15 protein-coding genes are annotated in these 14,065 nt (G+C 39.1%); 8 read left to right on the forward strand and 7 right to left on the reverse strand.

Annotation, left to right across the window (positions count from 1 at the left end; all coding sequences use genetic code 11):
• Positions 1–10 precede the first annotated feature (10 nt).
• Positions 11–1,153: a 23S rRNA (uracil(1939)-C(5))-methyltransferase RlmD gene (gene rlmD / locus SHI21_RS15030; protein WP_323577583.1), complete on the forward strand. Its 1,143-nt coding sequence runs from the start codon at positions 11–13 to the stop codon at positions 1,151–1,153.
• Here rlmD and SHI21_RS15035 read toward each other — a convergent pair.
• The gene (locus tag SHI21_RS15035) at positions 1,125–1,508 is read right to left on the reverse strand and encodes a response regulator (protein ID WP_323577584.1); all 384 of its coding nucleotides are present in this window, start codon (positions 1,506–1,508) and stop codon (positions 1,125–1,127) included. The two genes, rlmD and SHI21_RS15035, sit on opposite strands and share 29 nt — an antisense overlap.
• Before the next feature lie 87 nt (positions 1,509–1,595).
• On the opposite strand from SHI21_RS15035, the gene pdxH reads away from it, so the two are divergent.
• Together pdxH and SHI21_RS15045 are read left to right on the forward strand one after the other, a co-directional pair.
• Entirely contained in the window at positions 1,596–2,198 is a 603-nt protein-coding gene (gene pdxH / locus SHI21_RS15040; protein WP_323577585.1) for a pyridoxamine 5'-phosphate oxidase, read from the forward strand.
• 16 nt (positions 2,199–2,214) lie between these two features.
• Positions 2,215–2,625, forward strand: a complete 411-nt coding sequence (locus tag SHI21_RS15045; RefSeq protein WP_323577586.1) for an HIT family protein — start codon at positions 2,215–2,217, stop codon at positions 2,623–2,625.
• A 5-nt stretch (positions 2,626–2,630) separates the two neighbouring features.
• Here the strand turns inward: SHI21_RS15045 and SHI21_RS15050 are convergent, their stop codons facing one another.
• The 4 genes from SHI21_RS15050 to SHI21_RS15065 form a co-directional block, all read right to left on the reverse strand.
• The gene (locus SHI21_RS15050) at positions 2,631–3,194 is read right to left on the reverse strand and encodes a hypothetical protein (RefSeq protein WP_323577588.1); all 564 of its coding nucleotides are present in this window, start codon (positions 3,192–3,194) and stop codon (positions 2,631–2,633) included.
• Complete coding sequence (locus tag SHI21_RS15055; protein ID WP_323577589.1) at positions 3,178–3,930, reverse strand: hypothetical protein; 753 nt, start codon at positions 3,928–3,930, stop codon at positions 3,178–3,180. Before SHI21_RS15055 ends, SHI21_RS15050 begins: the two co-directional genes overlap by 17 nt.
• A 252-nt stretch (positions 3,931–4,182) precedes the next feature.
• Positions 4,183–4,794, reverse strand: a complete 612-nt coding sequence (locus SHI21_RS15060; protein WP_323577591.1) for a hypothetical protein — start codon at positions 4,792–4,794, stop codon at positions 4,183–4,185.
• A gap of 142 nt (positions 4,795–4,936) precedes the next feature.
• Positions 4,937–5,863 carry a hypothetical protein gene (locus SHI21_RS15065; protein WP_323577592.1) on the reverse strand — a complete coding sequence of 309 codons (927 nt, stop codon included), beginning with the start codon at positions 5,861–5,863 and terminating at the stop codon, positions 4,937–4,939.
• 192 nt (positions 5,864–6,055) lie between these two features.
• On the opposite strand from SHI21_RS15065, the gene SHI21_RS15070 reads away from it, so the two are divergent.
• Entirely contained in the window at positions 6,056–8,203 is a 2,148-nt protein-coding gene (locus tag SHI21_RS15070) for an AarF/UbiB family protein (RefSeq protein ID WP_323577594.1), read from the forward strand.
• Between the two features lie 14 nt (positions 8,204–8,217).
• A complete protein-coding gene (locus SHI21_RS15075; RefSeq protein ID WP_323577595.1) occupies positions 8,218–8,598 on the forward strand; it encodes a response regulator in 381 nt (126 codons plus the stop codon).
• Between the two features lies 1 nt (position 8,599).
• Here SHI21_RS15075 and grxB read toward each other — a convergent pair whose 3' ends face one another.
• A complete protein-coding gene (gene grxB, locus SHI21_RS15080) occupies positions 8,600–9,241 on the reverse strand; it encodes a glutaredoxin 2 (protein ID WP_323577596.1) in 642 nt (213 codons plus the stop codon).
• A 60-nt stretch (positions 9,242–9,301) separates the two neighbouring features.
• Here grxB and SHI21_RS15085 point away from each other — a divergent pair, with 60 nt between their 5' ends.
• From SHI21_RS15085 to SHI21_RS15095, 3 genes are all read left to right on the forward strand, one after another.
• Positions 9,302–10,612 (forward strand): MFS transporter, encoded by a 1,311-nt coding sequence (locus SHI21_RS15085; protein ID WP_323577597.1) that lies wholly within the window; start codon positions 9,302–9,304, stop codon positions 10,610–10,612.
• On the forward strand, positions 10,613–11,059 hold the full coding sequence (locus SHI21_RS15090; RefSeq protein WP_323577598.1) for a phosphatase domain-containing protein: 447 nt from the start codon (positions 10,613–10,615) through the stop codon (positions 11,057–11,059). It abuts the gene before it with no gap.
• 253 nt (positions 11,060–11,312) lie between these two features.
• The gene (locus SHI21_RS15095; RefSeq protein WP_323577600.1) at positions 11,313–12,017 is read left to right on the forward strand and encodes a hypothetical protein; all 705 of its coding nucleotides are present in this window, start codon (positions 11,313–11,315) and stop codon (positions 12,015–12,017) included.
• Here the strand turns inward: SHI21_RS15095 and SHI21_RS15100 are convergent.
• Positions 12,014–14,008 carry a transketolase C-terminal domain-containing protein gene (locus SHI21_RS15100; RefSeq protein ID WP_323577601.1) on the reverse strand — a complete coding sequence of 665 codons (1,995 nt, stop codon included), beginning with the start codon at positions 14,006–14,008 and terminating at the stop codon, positions 12,014–12,016. The genes SHI21_RS15095 and SHI21_RS15100 overlap by 4 nt on opposite strands.
• Positions 14,009–14,065: the final 57 nt, after the last annotated feature.

The following is a 14,065-nucleotide window of genomic DNA, read 5'->3' on the forward strand; positions in this document are numbered from 1 at the left end:
TTGGATTTTTATGGACTGCCACTGGTTCAAGACTAATCATTGCCACTCATGTGAGCTTCTGGATAGAAGTTATGCTGAAACTATTTTATTAAAAGAAAAAAAGCTCAGCGAGTTGTTTGCGGGACATCATCTTTTTTTGAAAGAAAGCGTAGGGCTAAATGACAAGGTGGAGAATTCAAGAAACAAAGCAAAGCTTGCAATGTTTGGAGATAGTAGCGATATTCAATTTGGTTTCTACGACAGTCAGCTTAACTTTAAAAAATTAGAAGAGTGTCCACTGCATATGGAAGGTTTAAATAATCTTCTGCCGGTATTAAAAACCAAACTAATGGAATACAAAATTATTCCTTACTCACTGACTGAGAAGAAAGGTGAGTTAAAGTATGTGATTTTATCGAAGAGTCAAAGTCATCATGATCTACTTGTCCGCTTCGTTCTAAGATCAAAAGAGTCATTGGATCGTTTGAAAAAAATGGCCGCTGACTTAGTCACAGAATTTCCTTTCATAAAAGTAGTCACGGCGAATCTTCAACCAGAGCACAAAGCAGTGATGGAAGGGGATGAAGAAATCGTTTTAACGAGCGAAGATAAAATCCTTCATCAGTTTGATGATGTCTTTTTAACTTTAGGACCTAGAAGCTTTTTTCAGGTCACACCAGAGATCGCCGGAAAACTTTATGCAAGTGCCGGGCGAGCTGTTGAAGAGTATAAAGTGAAATCGTTTCTGGATCTGTTTTGTGGAGTAGGAGCTTTCTCTTATTTTGCAGCAAAGAGTTGTCCTGATGTTTTAGGAGTCGAGCTCTCTAAAGAAGCTATCGTCTGTGCTCAAAGCTCGCAGAAGCTCAATAAGGTCAGTGGAAAGATTGCCTTTGAAGCACTAGATGTTGAGGCCTTTTTAAAAAATCTGGATAAAAACTTTGAAGCGATTCTGGTGAACCCACCGAGACGTGGCCTTAATAAATCTATTATCAAGGATATTTTGGTTCAGAAACCAAAGTTAATCATTTACTCGAGCTGTAACGCTGAAACGCTTTCGCGGGATTTCTCTGATATGAATCATGAATATAAAATTGTGAGCACGCAGATCTTCGACATGTTTCCTTACACGGAACATTTCGAAACGCTTATGATAATGCTTCGTACAGACGCTTAATTTCCTTAATCAATAACTTTTCACTAAAAGGTTTGTTAAAGAATCGGTTGTTCGGGTTGAGCGTATTAAAGTGCTCAAACTCAGGATAATCAGAGAGATCCCCACCTGAAAACAGAAAGAAAGCAATGTTGTGACGAGTAGAGTTGAAATGAAACAACTCTCCTCCAGACACCTTTGGCATCTTATAGTCTGATAGGATCAGTTGAAAATCTGAATCTGCTTCGAGAATTTTCATCGCCTCATGGCCGTCAGTCGCCGTGGTAATCTCACAGTCAATCTCGCCAGAAATTAACATCTCGAATAAATCGAGTAACATTTCTTCATCATCTACAATTAGTATTTTAAATTTTTTCATATTATTTCTTTTTTAACATATCGGACTACAGTAAAGTAAGGTGATGCTTACTAGTTTAATTAAAACTTAATTTTCGAAGGCAAATATATGGATAGTTTAATCGAGTATTCTCTTAAGAATAGCCCCCTGGACTCTTTTTCCTCTTGGTACGAAGACGCGAAGAAAGTAGAACAGAACCCGGACGCGATGACCCTATCAACGATAGATCTAAAGAACAATCGTCCTGATTCAAGAACTGTACTTTTTAAGGGAATAAAAGACGGTTGCTGCACCTTCTACACAAACTATATGAGTAACAAAGCATTGGAGCTGGAGAGCAACAATGAGGCCTGCCTGCTATTTTACTGGCATGTTTCCAAGAGACAAGTGCGCATTCAGGGCAGAGTCAGAAAGATGAGTCAGGGAGATTCCGAAAAATATTTTCAATCCCGCGATCGTCAAAGCCAGCTGGCCTCGATGATTTCAAATCAAAGTAGCCCGATTGCTGATAAAGATGCACTTCTAAAAAAACTCACTGAAGCGACAGAAAAATATGAGGGGATAGATATCCCATATCCGACAAACTGGGGCGGATATTTATTTGAACCATATGAATTTGAATTTTTTGTGTATGGGGATTATCGTATAAACGATCGCTTTCTTTTTAAAAAACAAAACAACGACTGGTCGGTGACCCGTCTACAGCCTTAGGATGAGGAATATATCAATGAACGCTAGATTCTCTGTTGACCCTGTAATCGAACAAAACTCAATCTTCATTAAGAATCTTGGACTGAGTACTATCTATTTAAAAAATGATAAAGAAAACCCTTGGTTTATTCTGGTTCCCAGAAAGGCCGGAGCTGTGGAGTTGATTGATTTAAATCATGAAGAGCAGACGATGCTGATGGAAGAAATCACAATCGTATCTGAGTTCTTAAAGTCTCACTACCGCCCTCATAAAATGAATGTGGGCTCGCTTGGAAACATTGTCACTCAACTTCATATTCATGTGATTGCGAGAAACCCAAGTGACCGAGCATGGCCGGGTCCCATTTGGGGAACACCGACCACACAAGAATTTGATCATAATGAATTAGAGAATATTAAATCGAACTTTGAAGAGTTTCTTAACTAAAAATCTTAAGCTACTTTTTCTGTTTCTGGGGTTGTTGTCACACCCGCTCTGGTTGTTTCAGTGGCCCCAGCATTCATACTATCAATATATTTATTGATCGACTCTGGAACCTCTTGGAAAAAGTCTCCGTCACGGAAGTAAACTTTGTTCTTAAGAGGAGCACTGTCCACTGCTGCTTGTGTAAAGTAGCGGTGAAGGCGATACAGAGGTCCTGCAATTTTATGTGAGTAGAATAATCCCCAGATCCCTGCAGTTCCCGAAATAGCTAGTGCCACCACGATAAATACATTCGTCATAAATTTTTTCTGCTCATGAATCATTAAGAAGAAAGGGTGATCCGGTGGAAGATTAAGTGCTTCACCTCTTTGCATATAAGAGTGGAAGAAATAATCATTTGCCAGATAAATGATCGACATCGAGCAAATTGAAATCAGTAATACTGAAATCATAAACTGAATCTGGAAGTCGTTGTTGATCAAGAATTTCTTTTCTCTTAACAGTAAACTTACGATAGGAATTCTTTTTTTAGTTGTGTTCATTGTATGATCCTGATTATTGATTGTGCCCATATCTCATTTCCTCTCTCTCTGATTCGTTGTAATTCATTTCAATGAGTTTATCTTCGATAGTTGATCCATCGTCGTTAACATCAGTGATAAAATCATCCACTTCTTTTGGTTTCTTCTTAGCAGATGCCACAGCTCGTCCGGCCACTTCACTTTGAGATTTGAAGGCCATGATTCTTTCAGTGAATGAGTCTTCACGGATAAGTTCATTGATGTATTCAATCTCTTCCATGTTAAGTCCGTTTTCTGCAAGCGACTTAATCATGTTGATCTCAGGATAGGTATAGTTCTCCTGGATCATAAGGTAGTAAACAAAGCGTGGGTCCCACTTCTCAGAGTTCGTAGGCTCTTGTTTCAGCTTCAACTTCATTTCAGTGATTTGTCCCTGGATACGTTTAATATCCTTGATGGAAGAGTTGCGGTCTAAGTAACTTTGCTCAAGCATCGCTTGAAGTTCTTTGACTCCTTCCTTGTTGTCGTAACCAGCTTTCGCTGTTTTGATCTGCTCTTTAGTTTCGTCATCAAGTCGAACTGTCTTCTCGTTGATTACGGCACCGATCTGATCAAGGTCACGTTTTCTCTTAGCAGTTAGAACGCTTCCCTTGGTATCAAGGTCCTGTTCCAATGCTTCGTTGTCAGCAGTGCTTACTGCTGGATTTTTACTGCTATCCTTCAAGAGGAAATAGGCTCCCCAAAGAAGCAGAAAGCTTGCGAAGGCAATAATAGAAATTGTTCTCATAAGGTTTCTTTCTTTAGATAGATGAGATGATGTTCTAAAAATCAAACGACGTGCAACAGACAAAATCTCATAGTTGATTGAACCTATTGTAGTGAATATAAAAATTGCTTCAATGAAAGACGAATGATGTGGATAGAAAGACAAAAGATACGAGTAGTTGAGAGTGATTTTAGAGGATTTTTAGAGAATGAAAAAAGGCCTGAAAAGTGACCATAAAAAAAGGCAGGGACTGGCCCTGCCTTGATATTTTAACTATTTTCCTTCAACACTTGCAGGCATACGCCCATGAGTGACTTGAGTAGGTGCTGGCTTCGCTGCCATGGCCTCATTCGTTTGAAGTTGAATGATTGCTAGTTGATCATTACTTTTTCTAAGCTCAACCGCTAGAGCAGCATTAGAATTGATCAGACTCTTAAGTTCTTCAGACGGCTTGATCTTCTCAAGTTGTCTTTGGTATTCCATTAGTGTCTTTGTCTTAGCAACAAGTTCTTTCTTTAAATAAGAAGACTCTTCAGAAAAACGTTTTTCAACGTTGGCCTGCATCTTCTCTGTATTAATTGATTTTTCAATTAAGCGCTCTTTTGATTTTTTCAACTCATCTTGAAGATAAGAAATTTTCTCATCATAAGAGTGTTGTTGTTGATCAAGCAACTTATTAAGGTTGGCGATCTTCATGTCTTTTTCACTTTCCATCATGGCAACTGATGCACCACCAGGAACTCCATTCTTAAATGGATTGGCATTTCCATCTTCGGCCGCGTAGGCCTTATAAGCAGTAAGACCACCTTCAACATACATTGCTTCTTTAGCAGAAACAGTCGTTGCGAGTGTTAATAATGTTAAAACTAATAGATTTGCTTTCATATGTAATCCTCTGGATGATTAACGGGTACATATGTCTTCTCGGATGATAATCAGGAATACTTTAGTAAAATCGTCGGTGGTCTGAAAATAAAAAGGCCTGGAGTAATCCAGGCCTTTGAAAGTATAGGAATTTTTTTAAAAATTATAGGCTTTCTGGAGCTGCATCCCAATCAGTAGCTGGAACACCTTTACGAGTAGTGTGGATAATTCTGCTAGCGCTATCTAGAGCGATTGCTTTTAGAACTTCAACATCTCTTGGAGAACAAGTTTCATCACATGACTTAATCATCTCAGTCATCATTACTGCACCAACTGTGTATGGACCGTTAAGGTTCTCATCACAAGCGTATTGTCCTTCCATATCGTGGCCAGCTAAACACTTAGAGTGAGCGAAAGCTAAGCTCACACCGTTACCATCACTGTGTCTTGCTTCGTGGAAGAAAGTTGCTAAACGGTTAAGGCTGTTAGCTAATGATTTTTCGTTTTCTGGATTAACAGTTAAACGTGGATCGAATAGACCTTCACCAACCTGAATAACACCAGCTCTTGGAGAGTCGATTGTAACTTTAATTTGCTTCTTAAGAAGTCCTCTTGAAACTTTCATACCGTAAAGTTTCTTTTCAGATTTTCCACCCATATAAAGAGCAGCACCCATGTTAGACATAACAGTAATACCTTCTTCTTTAGCTGTGAAGTCTTTAGCTACGAATTGGTTTGCTGGGTTTTGAGAGTATGGAAGAACATTTCCGTTCGGGTAAGACACACCGTCTTGCTCAACGTAGATAACTCTTTTAACCAGAAGCTTGAATACAGTAAGAGCGTTTTCTTCGATTACGTAGTTTACGCGATCGTTTAACCATTTACTTGCTGATGTTGTGTTAAGAGCTGGAAGACCCATAACTTCAAGAGTTCTTGGGTTTGCTTCTTTGAATTTTAGATTGTCTAGAACATCCATATCTCTTTCGATCTTTTTCATAAGACCATTTTTGATTTTTTCAGAAAGAACGATGTCGTTAGCTTGAGCGAGAGTCGCTGTCGCTAATAATGATGCCAGGATTAGTTTCTTCATTAGGTTTCCTTTGATTGGTATAGGGAAGTTTTAGTTGGCCTTTTTTAGGCCTTCCGACACAGATACTCAAGTAATGGAGGGCTTAAAGTAATTTTTACAGGGAATTTCAAGCTATTAGTGTTGTTAAATAATTTATTTATATAATTTTCAGCAGCTTATAAAGGGTTTTCACAAATTTGCCGATAAAACCGCATGAGCAAAAATAAAATAAATCTTATCCCCATCATCTTAATACTCACTCTGTTTTTATCAGCGTGCTCTTTCCAAAAGAGTGTTGTTAATCAAACACCTAGTGATCAAAATAGGGTTATTGCCAACTCTGATTTAGAAATTCTGATTGATGAATTTAAAGGTTATGTTGATGCCAATCTGAGTGTTGAGCGCAAGCAGGAAATTAAGACAGTTCAGGAAAATTTACTGAAGTACTTAATTGAGGCCACTGAGAGTACTGATGCTTATAAGATTAAGATCTATAGAGAAGCCAATAACTATTTCAATAAAGTCTATCCACTAGTTCTGCAAAATATTAGAAACGAAAAACTTGGAGTGAAAGAGTTTAACGTTATTAAGAAAGCACCTCTGTGGTCATTAAAAGAAGAGCTTCGCTACCTTAATAAGGAAGCAGACTCTCTTCCTTCGCCAAAAGTTAAAATCGACCTGATTGAAGGTCTGACTCTTTTTTCTGAGATCTATAAAAATATCGATCAAGAGCAAAGAACACAAATGGGTGCTAACTACGAAACAACTGTTCAAAAATTTATGGGGCAGGAGTTTAACCTTCACCCAAGTTATGCTGAACTTGAAACTCTCGTTGAGGGGCAGGGAACAGAAGAGCAAAAAATTCTAAAAGTGATTAACCTGGTTGATTCAAAAATCAGTAAGCACGAAGCAAGAATCAGACATATCGGTTCAGAGATCGGAAAGAGCGGTCAGGTTGATATGAATAACCCTCAGATTAAAGTGGTTGTGTCTTTTATGGACTACTACTTTAATAAACTTCCAAGTGATGTTGTAAAAACTATTATGTCGGAGCTGGTGACTGGCGGAGCAAAACTTCCTGAAGAAGAAGTGATGAAAATCGTTTTCCAAAATACAGGTCCAGGCCTTGGAAAGGTTTTACAACAAATCGGAAAAGAAAAAGGTGTAGGGCCTGAGTTCTCAAAACTCACAGCGATCTTAGAGTCTTCTGGAAAAGAAGTTCCATTCCATTTAGTTGAAGAAGTCGTTAAGGGTGATAAAGGTGGATTTGAAGTTAGATCAATTGAGCCAAAGTCTGTGGGGACGGGAACAATTGCTCAGGTTAACAAAGCTACTATTTGGGTTGATGATAAAGAGAAAGATGTTGCTTTAAGATTTTTAAAGCCGGGAGTCGCGGCCCGCTGTAAAGAAGACATCGCGATTTTAAGACAGTTCGTTCCTGATCATGAAGCATTATTTGCTCAACAGGGGATTGAAGATTTAAAAATGATGAGTACGCTGATTGATAGCGTGGAAAAATTCCTTAATGATGAAGTTGATTTAAGTGTTGCTGTTGAAAGACAGAAAAAAGCTTTTGAAGTTTATAACCGCACGGTAAAAGTTTCGGCAGATAAGTTCGACATGCTGGAAATGCGTGTACCGGAAGTTTATCTTCCACCTAATGGGAAATCGAATCTTCACGTGCAAGAGTTTGCAGCGGGGGGAGTAAAGTTTGCTAACTTAAAAGACAATGCTGTTAAAAAAGCAGTGGCCCAGGAAATGGTAAGAATGTGGTTTGAAGAAGCACTTTTTAGAAGTGGGTTCTTGAACGCCGATCTTCACCAGGGGAATTTTAGAGTTGTTCTGGTTGAAGAAAATAATAAAATTAAAATTCTTCTTTATGACTTTGGACTTTCTTCGACTTTATCAAAAGAAGAGCAAAGAGCATTCCTGCTAGTTGGTGCGGGTGCCTATATGAAGTCGTCAAAAACTCTGACGGACGGATTAATGGTATCGATGAATAGTGAAGACCCGGCACTTCGAGCGAAGTTACTCAAAGATATTAAAGCTGAAATGAAGGCCTATCCAAATAAGAAACCAGAAGACTGGGTTGTTTGGTGTGTTCAGAAAAACTACTTCGTCTCAGATAACCTTGGGGCCCTTGCTCGTGGATCGCTTTTATTAAAGCAGCTTCCGGAGAGTATGGGAGAGTCGGAAATGTTTAAGGATACGATCGTGAAGACAGCGCTTGCGAACCTTGGTCACGCCATGGCCGATCGCGATTACGATTATCCGTTGACTAAAATAGACATGCTTAAGTTGGGTATTGCTCAATCAAAATCTTACTGCATTGATCTTATTAAGAAGTTTTTCGGAAACTAGTATATACTTTTTTTATGAACTCAAAAAATAAGATAAAAGTATTAGTAGTGGATGATGACAAAGGTTTGCTGGAGCTTTTTAAAGAAGGCCTGGAAGATCTTTCGTTTGATGTACTGACTGCTGAAAATGGTCTGGAAGCTAAGAAGCTCCTGGCCAGCAATAAAGATATTGATGGAATTGTCACTGACATTACGATGCCTGAAATGAATGGGGTTGAACTAGTGACTTACCTTCGCGGTGAAGACAATCAGATTCCAGTCTTTTTTATTACGGGTTATCAAGACTACTCTCGTGAAGTTTTAAACTCTTTTAGGCCAAAGGCCGTGATCTTCAAGCCGTTTGATATTGAAGAGGCTTCTTTGCTAATTAAGAATCATTTTTTAAGAATGTCGTAATCTATCGCCAGTAATCTTCGTGATAGTTGAAGTGGGCGATCGCTTTTACTTTTTGAAGATAATTATTCACGGCTTCGCTGAATCTAAATTCAGGCACCACATACATTCCCCACAAGTGAGCAGCAATCATGATATCCATGATAGTGAATTTATCACTTTTATAGAAAGGCCTTAATTCTGTAACAAGTTCATCTTCCAGAAGTTTCGCTAAATCATCAGCAAAGCTTTTTTGATTGTGAACCAGGTTTTTAAAAGGCCCGCGTTTTACTTCTTTTTTTGTTTGAAAATACTTTCTCGAACTCTCGTTAAATTCCGGAGTCCAAATCCAGTAGGGCATCGCCAGGTTGTGAACCAGAGCACCTGACTTATCAAGTAGTGGATTGATCGCTTCAAGATTTTTTGCCAGCGCATCCCATCCAAGGAGGTTGTTTGTATCCTGTGCTTTTATAATGTCCAGGCTTTCATTCTGGGCCTTGCCGTCGTCGTACACAACAATTGGCAGCATCTTTTTACCAGTGAGCTTCACGGGCGTTTCTTCGTCGTCATAAGCGGTGACAATGGATTCGTATTTAGTTCCTAAAAAACCAAATCCTAATCGAACGCGGACGCAAAAAGGGCAATGTACATAGTGGTAAAGCTTCATGACGCTATTGTACTGCATATTGGGCGTGACAATCAAATATTAATTGATCACCATAGTCCAATGAGAAAAATTACTCCGGAGCTTAACTCACTATTTTGGACTCAATTATATGGCGCTTTAAACGACAACCTTTTTAAGAGCGCGTTGGTTATTTTAATTGCCTATAAAAATATTAGTTTGTTTGGCGTTAACTCTGCTTCAATGGTGGCGTTGTGCGGTGGTGTGTTTATCCTGCCTTTCTTCTTTCTTTCGGCGACCAGCGGGCAGTTAGCAGATAAGCTGGATAAAGTCTGGCTTACTCATCGAATTAAAGAAGCAGAAGTTTTGATGGCCGTGCTTGGATGCATCGGAATTATTTTTCAGAATTACTACATCATGCTTTTTGTACTTTTCTTACTCGGTCTGCAGGCCACATTCTTTGGGCCGATTAAATACTCACTAATTCCTCATTACACTTCTAAAGATCAATTGATCTTTGCCAATGCCATGGTGAGCTCCGGAACATTCGTCGCGATTTTGATCGGGACTATTATCGGAGGTGTCGCCGCTGGTTTTCAAAATAACTATTGGCCTTTAATTGCCGTGTTATTAATCGTGGCCTACTTGGGCTTGCATTATGCTAAAAAACTTCCGCTGGAAAATATCAATGTTGAAGAAAGAGCAGCGATCGTTGTCGACTGGAATTTTTTCACTTCAACTCGCGATATTTTAAAATTGATTTTTCAGAGTCCAATGATTGCACTTTTGATTGTTGGTCTTTCATGGTTTTGGTTTATGGGAGCAGGACTGCTTTCAATTCTTCCTTTGATTGCCAAAAATGTTTTCAACGGAAATGAAAATGTCGCAACCATGATGCTTTTTACATTCACTATCGGAATGGGAGTAGGTCCTTTTTTACTTGAGAAAATCACGAAAGGAAAAGTCCGTCGTTGGGTTATCCCGTTAAGTTTAATTGCCATGACGCTTTTTATTTTTGATTTATCATTTGTTATTAAAGCATCGTCTAAAGCAAGTTTTCTTCTTTCTATCGGTGAATCCATTTCAGTGAGAGACTTCTTTAAATTAAATTCAAGTGCTCGCGTGATCTTCGATTTATTCATGCTGTCTCTTTTTGGTGGGATGTTCACTGTCCCTCAGTTTGCTGAACTTCAAAGAGTCACAAAAGAGTCGGAACTCTCAAGAGTAGTGGCAGGAAATAACGTGATCAACGCACTGGCCATGGTGAGTGTTTCTATCCTGCTTATGATTTTTCATCAGCAAAAATTAAGTCTTTCAACAATTCTGTCCTTATTAGGTTTTTTAAATATCCTGATGTGCCTGGGACTGGTGTATTTTTACAAAGAAGAATTTAATAAGTTCTGGAGGTTCTAATTGAGTCTGCATAAAGCGATTATCGTCGATCTGGACGGAACTCTTTGTGATGTTGAACACAGAGTTCATCATGTGAGATCCAAACCAAAAAACTGGAGTGCGTTTAATCAAGCAATGGACCAGGATAAACCATACTTCTGGTGTATCGAACTTATTGCAGCGATGCAGGCACGTGGGTATAGAGTTTACTTTGTAACAGGACGCGATGAAAACTTTCGTGAGATGACAACGGCCTGGCTTAAATTTCACAATGTCTCTTATGATGAACTTTACATGAGAGCGGATCAGGATTTCCGCGAAGACTCTGAAGTCAAAGAGGAAATTTACCTCGCTCATATTGAGAAAAACTCTCAAGTATTATTTGTCGTCGACGATAGAAGAAGTGTTGTAGAGCGCTGGAGAAAACTAGGGCTTACATGCCTTCAATGTGCTCCTGGCGATTTTTAGGAAATCTTAAATTCTAATTCGTATAATTCCCATGATAGAAATTCACGTCCATTAACCCATAAAAAGGATTTTATGATGGCGATGAATTCAATGTTTCTATTCCCCAATTGGCCGCTATCACAACTTGGTGACGCAGAGGACTTTGTAGAACTTCTGACACTCAAGAAAATGTTTTTTAATTGGTTAATTTCCCATATTCGTTTAATCTATTCCTAGATTAATCATCAGTTCAAAAATGCTAAGGAAGGTATTCATGAAAAAAACATCACTTTTATTATTGGTAGTGGTCGCTCTTGTTGGTTGTAAAGCAAGTGAAACCAAAAAAGATCCTGAAGTCGGCGGAAGGATTGGTTTAATCACTGTACCAAAAGAAAGAAACTACACAGCTTCTGAATTAGTTATTGGAAGAAGAATTTGTGCTGCTCTAAAAAATAAGCGCACATTATTTGATTCGTTAACAAATATGCAAGAGCAGTTTCGTTTTAGAGGCGAGCTAAAAAACTGTGACAGTACAATCATTTACGGACAGACAGAATTCACAGCAGCGATTTCAAATGTTAGCTCAACTGAATTCGAATATGTTGCTACAACAAATAGAACAAATTATTTCAAAGACGTTGTGACTGATCAAAATGGAGCAATGAGAGCTCTTTGTGATTCTCTTGCGACGACAGATTCAATTTCAAATACAACATTAAGTGGAAGTTCATACCTGACTATTAGTTTAATGATCAGTGAAGGGTACGACCGATTTGAAGTAGCGAAACAATCAAGAGATTCAGCAGGGAATTATAATCTTGTAAGCGGTGAAGCGGTTTCTGTGATTACACAGAAGACTCAAGCAGCAGAGAAGTTCTTTGGAGTTGAAAAAGGTCGCGTAAGATACAGCGCTTGTTCAGGATCAAAAGACTACTCTGCTGTTGGACAAACTTGGTTGACGGCACTCACTTCTTTTTAAGAAAGTGAGTGGTACGCCTTAACGATTCCAGAAGCACTTAAATCAAAACGAGCATAAAGCTGGTCTGCCTTATAAGCAGACTGGCCGAACTCTCCGCCAATTCCTAAACTCTTTACTTTAAAATCTACACCATTCATTTTTAGTGCATGAACGATCATTGATCCCATTCCGTTTAGAACCTGGTGGTCTTCGATTGTAATTAATTTACCTTTTGTTTTAGCAAGAGATGCCTTTAATGTTTCAACGTCTACGTGGTTAACGTGAGAGTGGTTAACAACTAAAGCTTTCACACCAGCAGCTTCTAATTCTTTTGCTGCTGCAAGAGCTTTTCCAACCATCGGTCCAGCTGCAACGATCGTTACATCAGATCCTTCAGTTAAAATATTAGCTTTGTTCCAAGTGTATTTTACACCGTCAACATAACTTACCGGGTGATTTTCTCTTCCTAAAAAGAACACAGTTGAGTTGGGAGTCTTTCCAGCTTCACGGTCTTTTGCAAAAGTCGTAATCGCTTCGTACATAAGAGCTTCTGCTTCACTTGATGAAGAGCAGTTTACAACGTTCATGTGTGGAATAGATGAAAGAGCTGCAAAGTATGTTGTCGCCTGGTGAGAAGCTCCATCAGCAGCATCCTGGAAACCAGTGTGCGAGAATAATGCGATAACCGGACCTTCAGATAATCCTGCCATGATGAATGGAAGATTTCCTTTTGTGATACCAAATTGTGCGAATGTATCAACGATAGGAATTAATCCTACTTTTGATAAACCGATGGCCGTTGAAACCATGTTTGATTCAGCGATACCGATATCGATGTAGTGATCAGGGAATTCTTTATGGAAAGCTTTGATACCTGTTGAGCTTTGTAGATCTGAAGAGATTGAGAAAACAGGGAAGCCTTCTTTAGCTGCTTTGATTACTGCGCGAGCAAAACCATCTTGAACTTTTTCAGACTTAGGTCCTGCTGCTCCAGCTTCTTTCGGAGCTGGTTTTGATTTCATGATTTCTTCTGCCCAGTTAACAAATTCAGCTGGAGCTTCACCGTTATAAATTTCTTTTACGAATGCTACAAACTTATCGTCGTAAGCAGCTAGGGGATAACCATGTCCACCACTTGCTGATTCAACAGTTGCTTTGTTTCCGAAACCTTTTGTTGTTTTACAAACAAGAGCGATTGGTTTTGTAGAATCTGCTTTCGCGTCTTCAACTGCTTTTTCAATAGCAGAGTAAACTTTTTGAATGTCTTGCCCTTCTTGAACGCGAACAAGTTTCCATCCAAGAGTTTCAAGAGAATTAAATGTTGGCTCCATTGAAAAAGAGTCAGCATCAATTCTTCCACCAAGCTTTGTGTTGTTATCAGAAATGATAAGCACGAATGGATTCATTTTATTTTTTGAAGCAAGACCTGGAATAGCAGCGAAAGATTCTTTTGCTTCTCCTTCCATTGCTCCACCGTCAGATAGAGTACAAATTGTTACGCGATTGTTTCCAACAATTTTATCGGCCATAGCAAGACCTTGTGCTTGAGGAACACCAGATCCAAGTGGACCGTTAGAAATGAAAACACCTTCCGGGTTTAAGTGAGCTTCACCGTGACCTGTAAGTTTACTTTCGATACTTCTGAATTTGCGAAGGTCTTCAAAAGTTAAATTATCAAATCCGTAGTTCGCGCGAAGAGCGTAGACACCGTTTTCAGTGTGGCCAGCATCGTTTACGAAATGAAAATTTTCATGCCAAGCTTTCGTTGTATCTTTGAACATTAGTGCGTGAGTTGCTGACATAATTTCAGCGAAGGCAGCAGGGCCTCCCCAGTGGCAAGCAGCTCCACCAATCGTTGCATGTTGATTCATTAGAGCAACTAGTGCGCGAGTTGCACGAGGGTCACCAACGATAACGTCAGTTCCTTTCGCATCTTTTACAGTAAGAGCGTATTTTGGAGATTGTTTAGGAGTGGGTGCAAGTTTGTTCTTTAAGTTAAGCGCCTTAATCATTCAGATCTCCTCGGGGTGTGTTTGATAAAAATTTGTACAAGCATAGCAAATCTTTGT

The sequence above is a fragment of the Bacteriovorax sp. PP10 genome, assembly GCF_035013165.1.
Taxonomy (GTDB): domain Bacteria; phylum Bdellovibrionota; class Bacteriovoracia; order Bacteriovoracales; family Bacteriovoracaceae; genus Bacteriovorax; species Bacteriovorax antarcticus.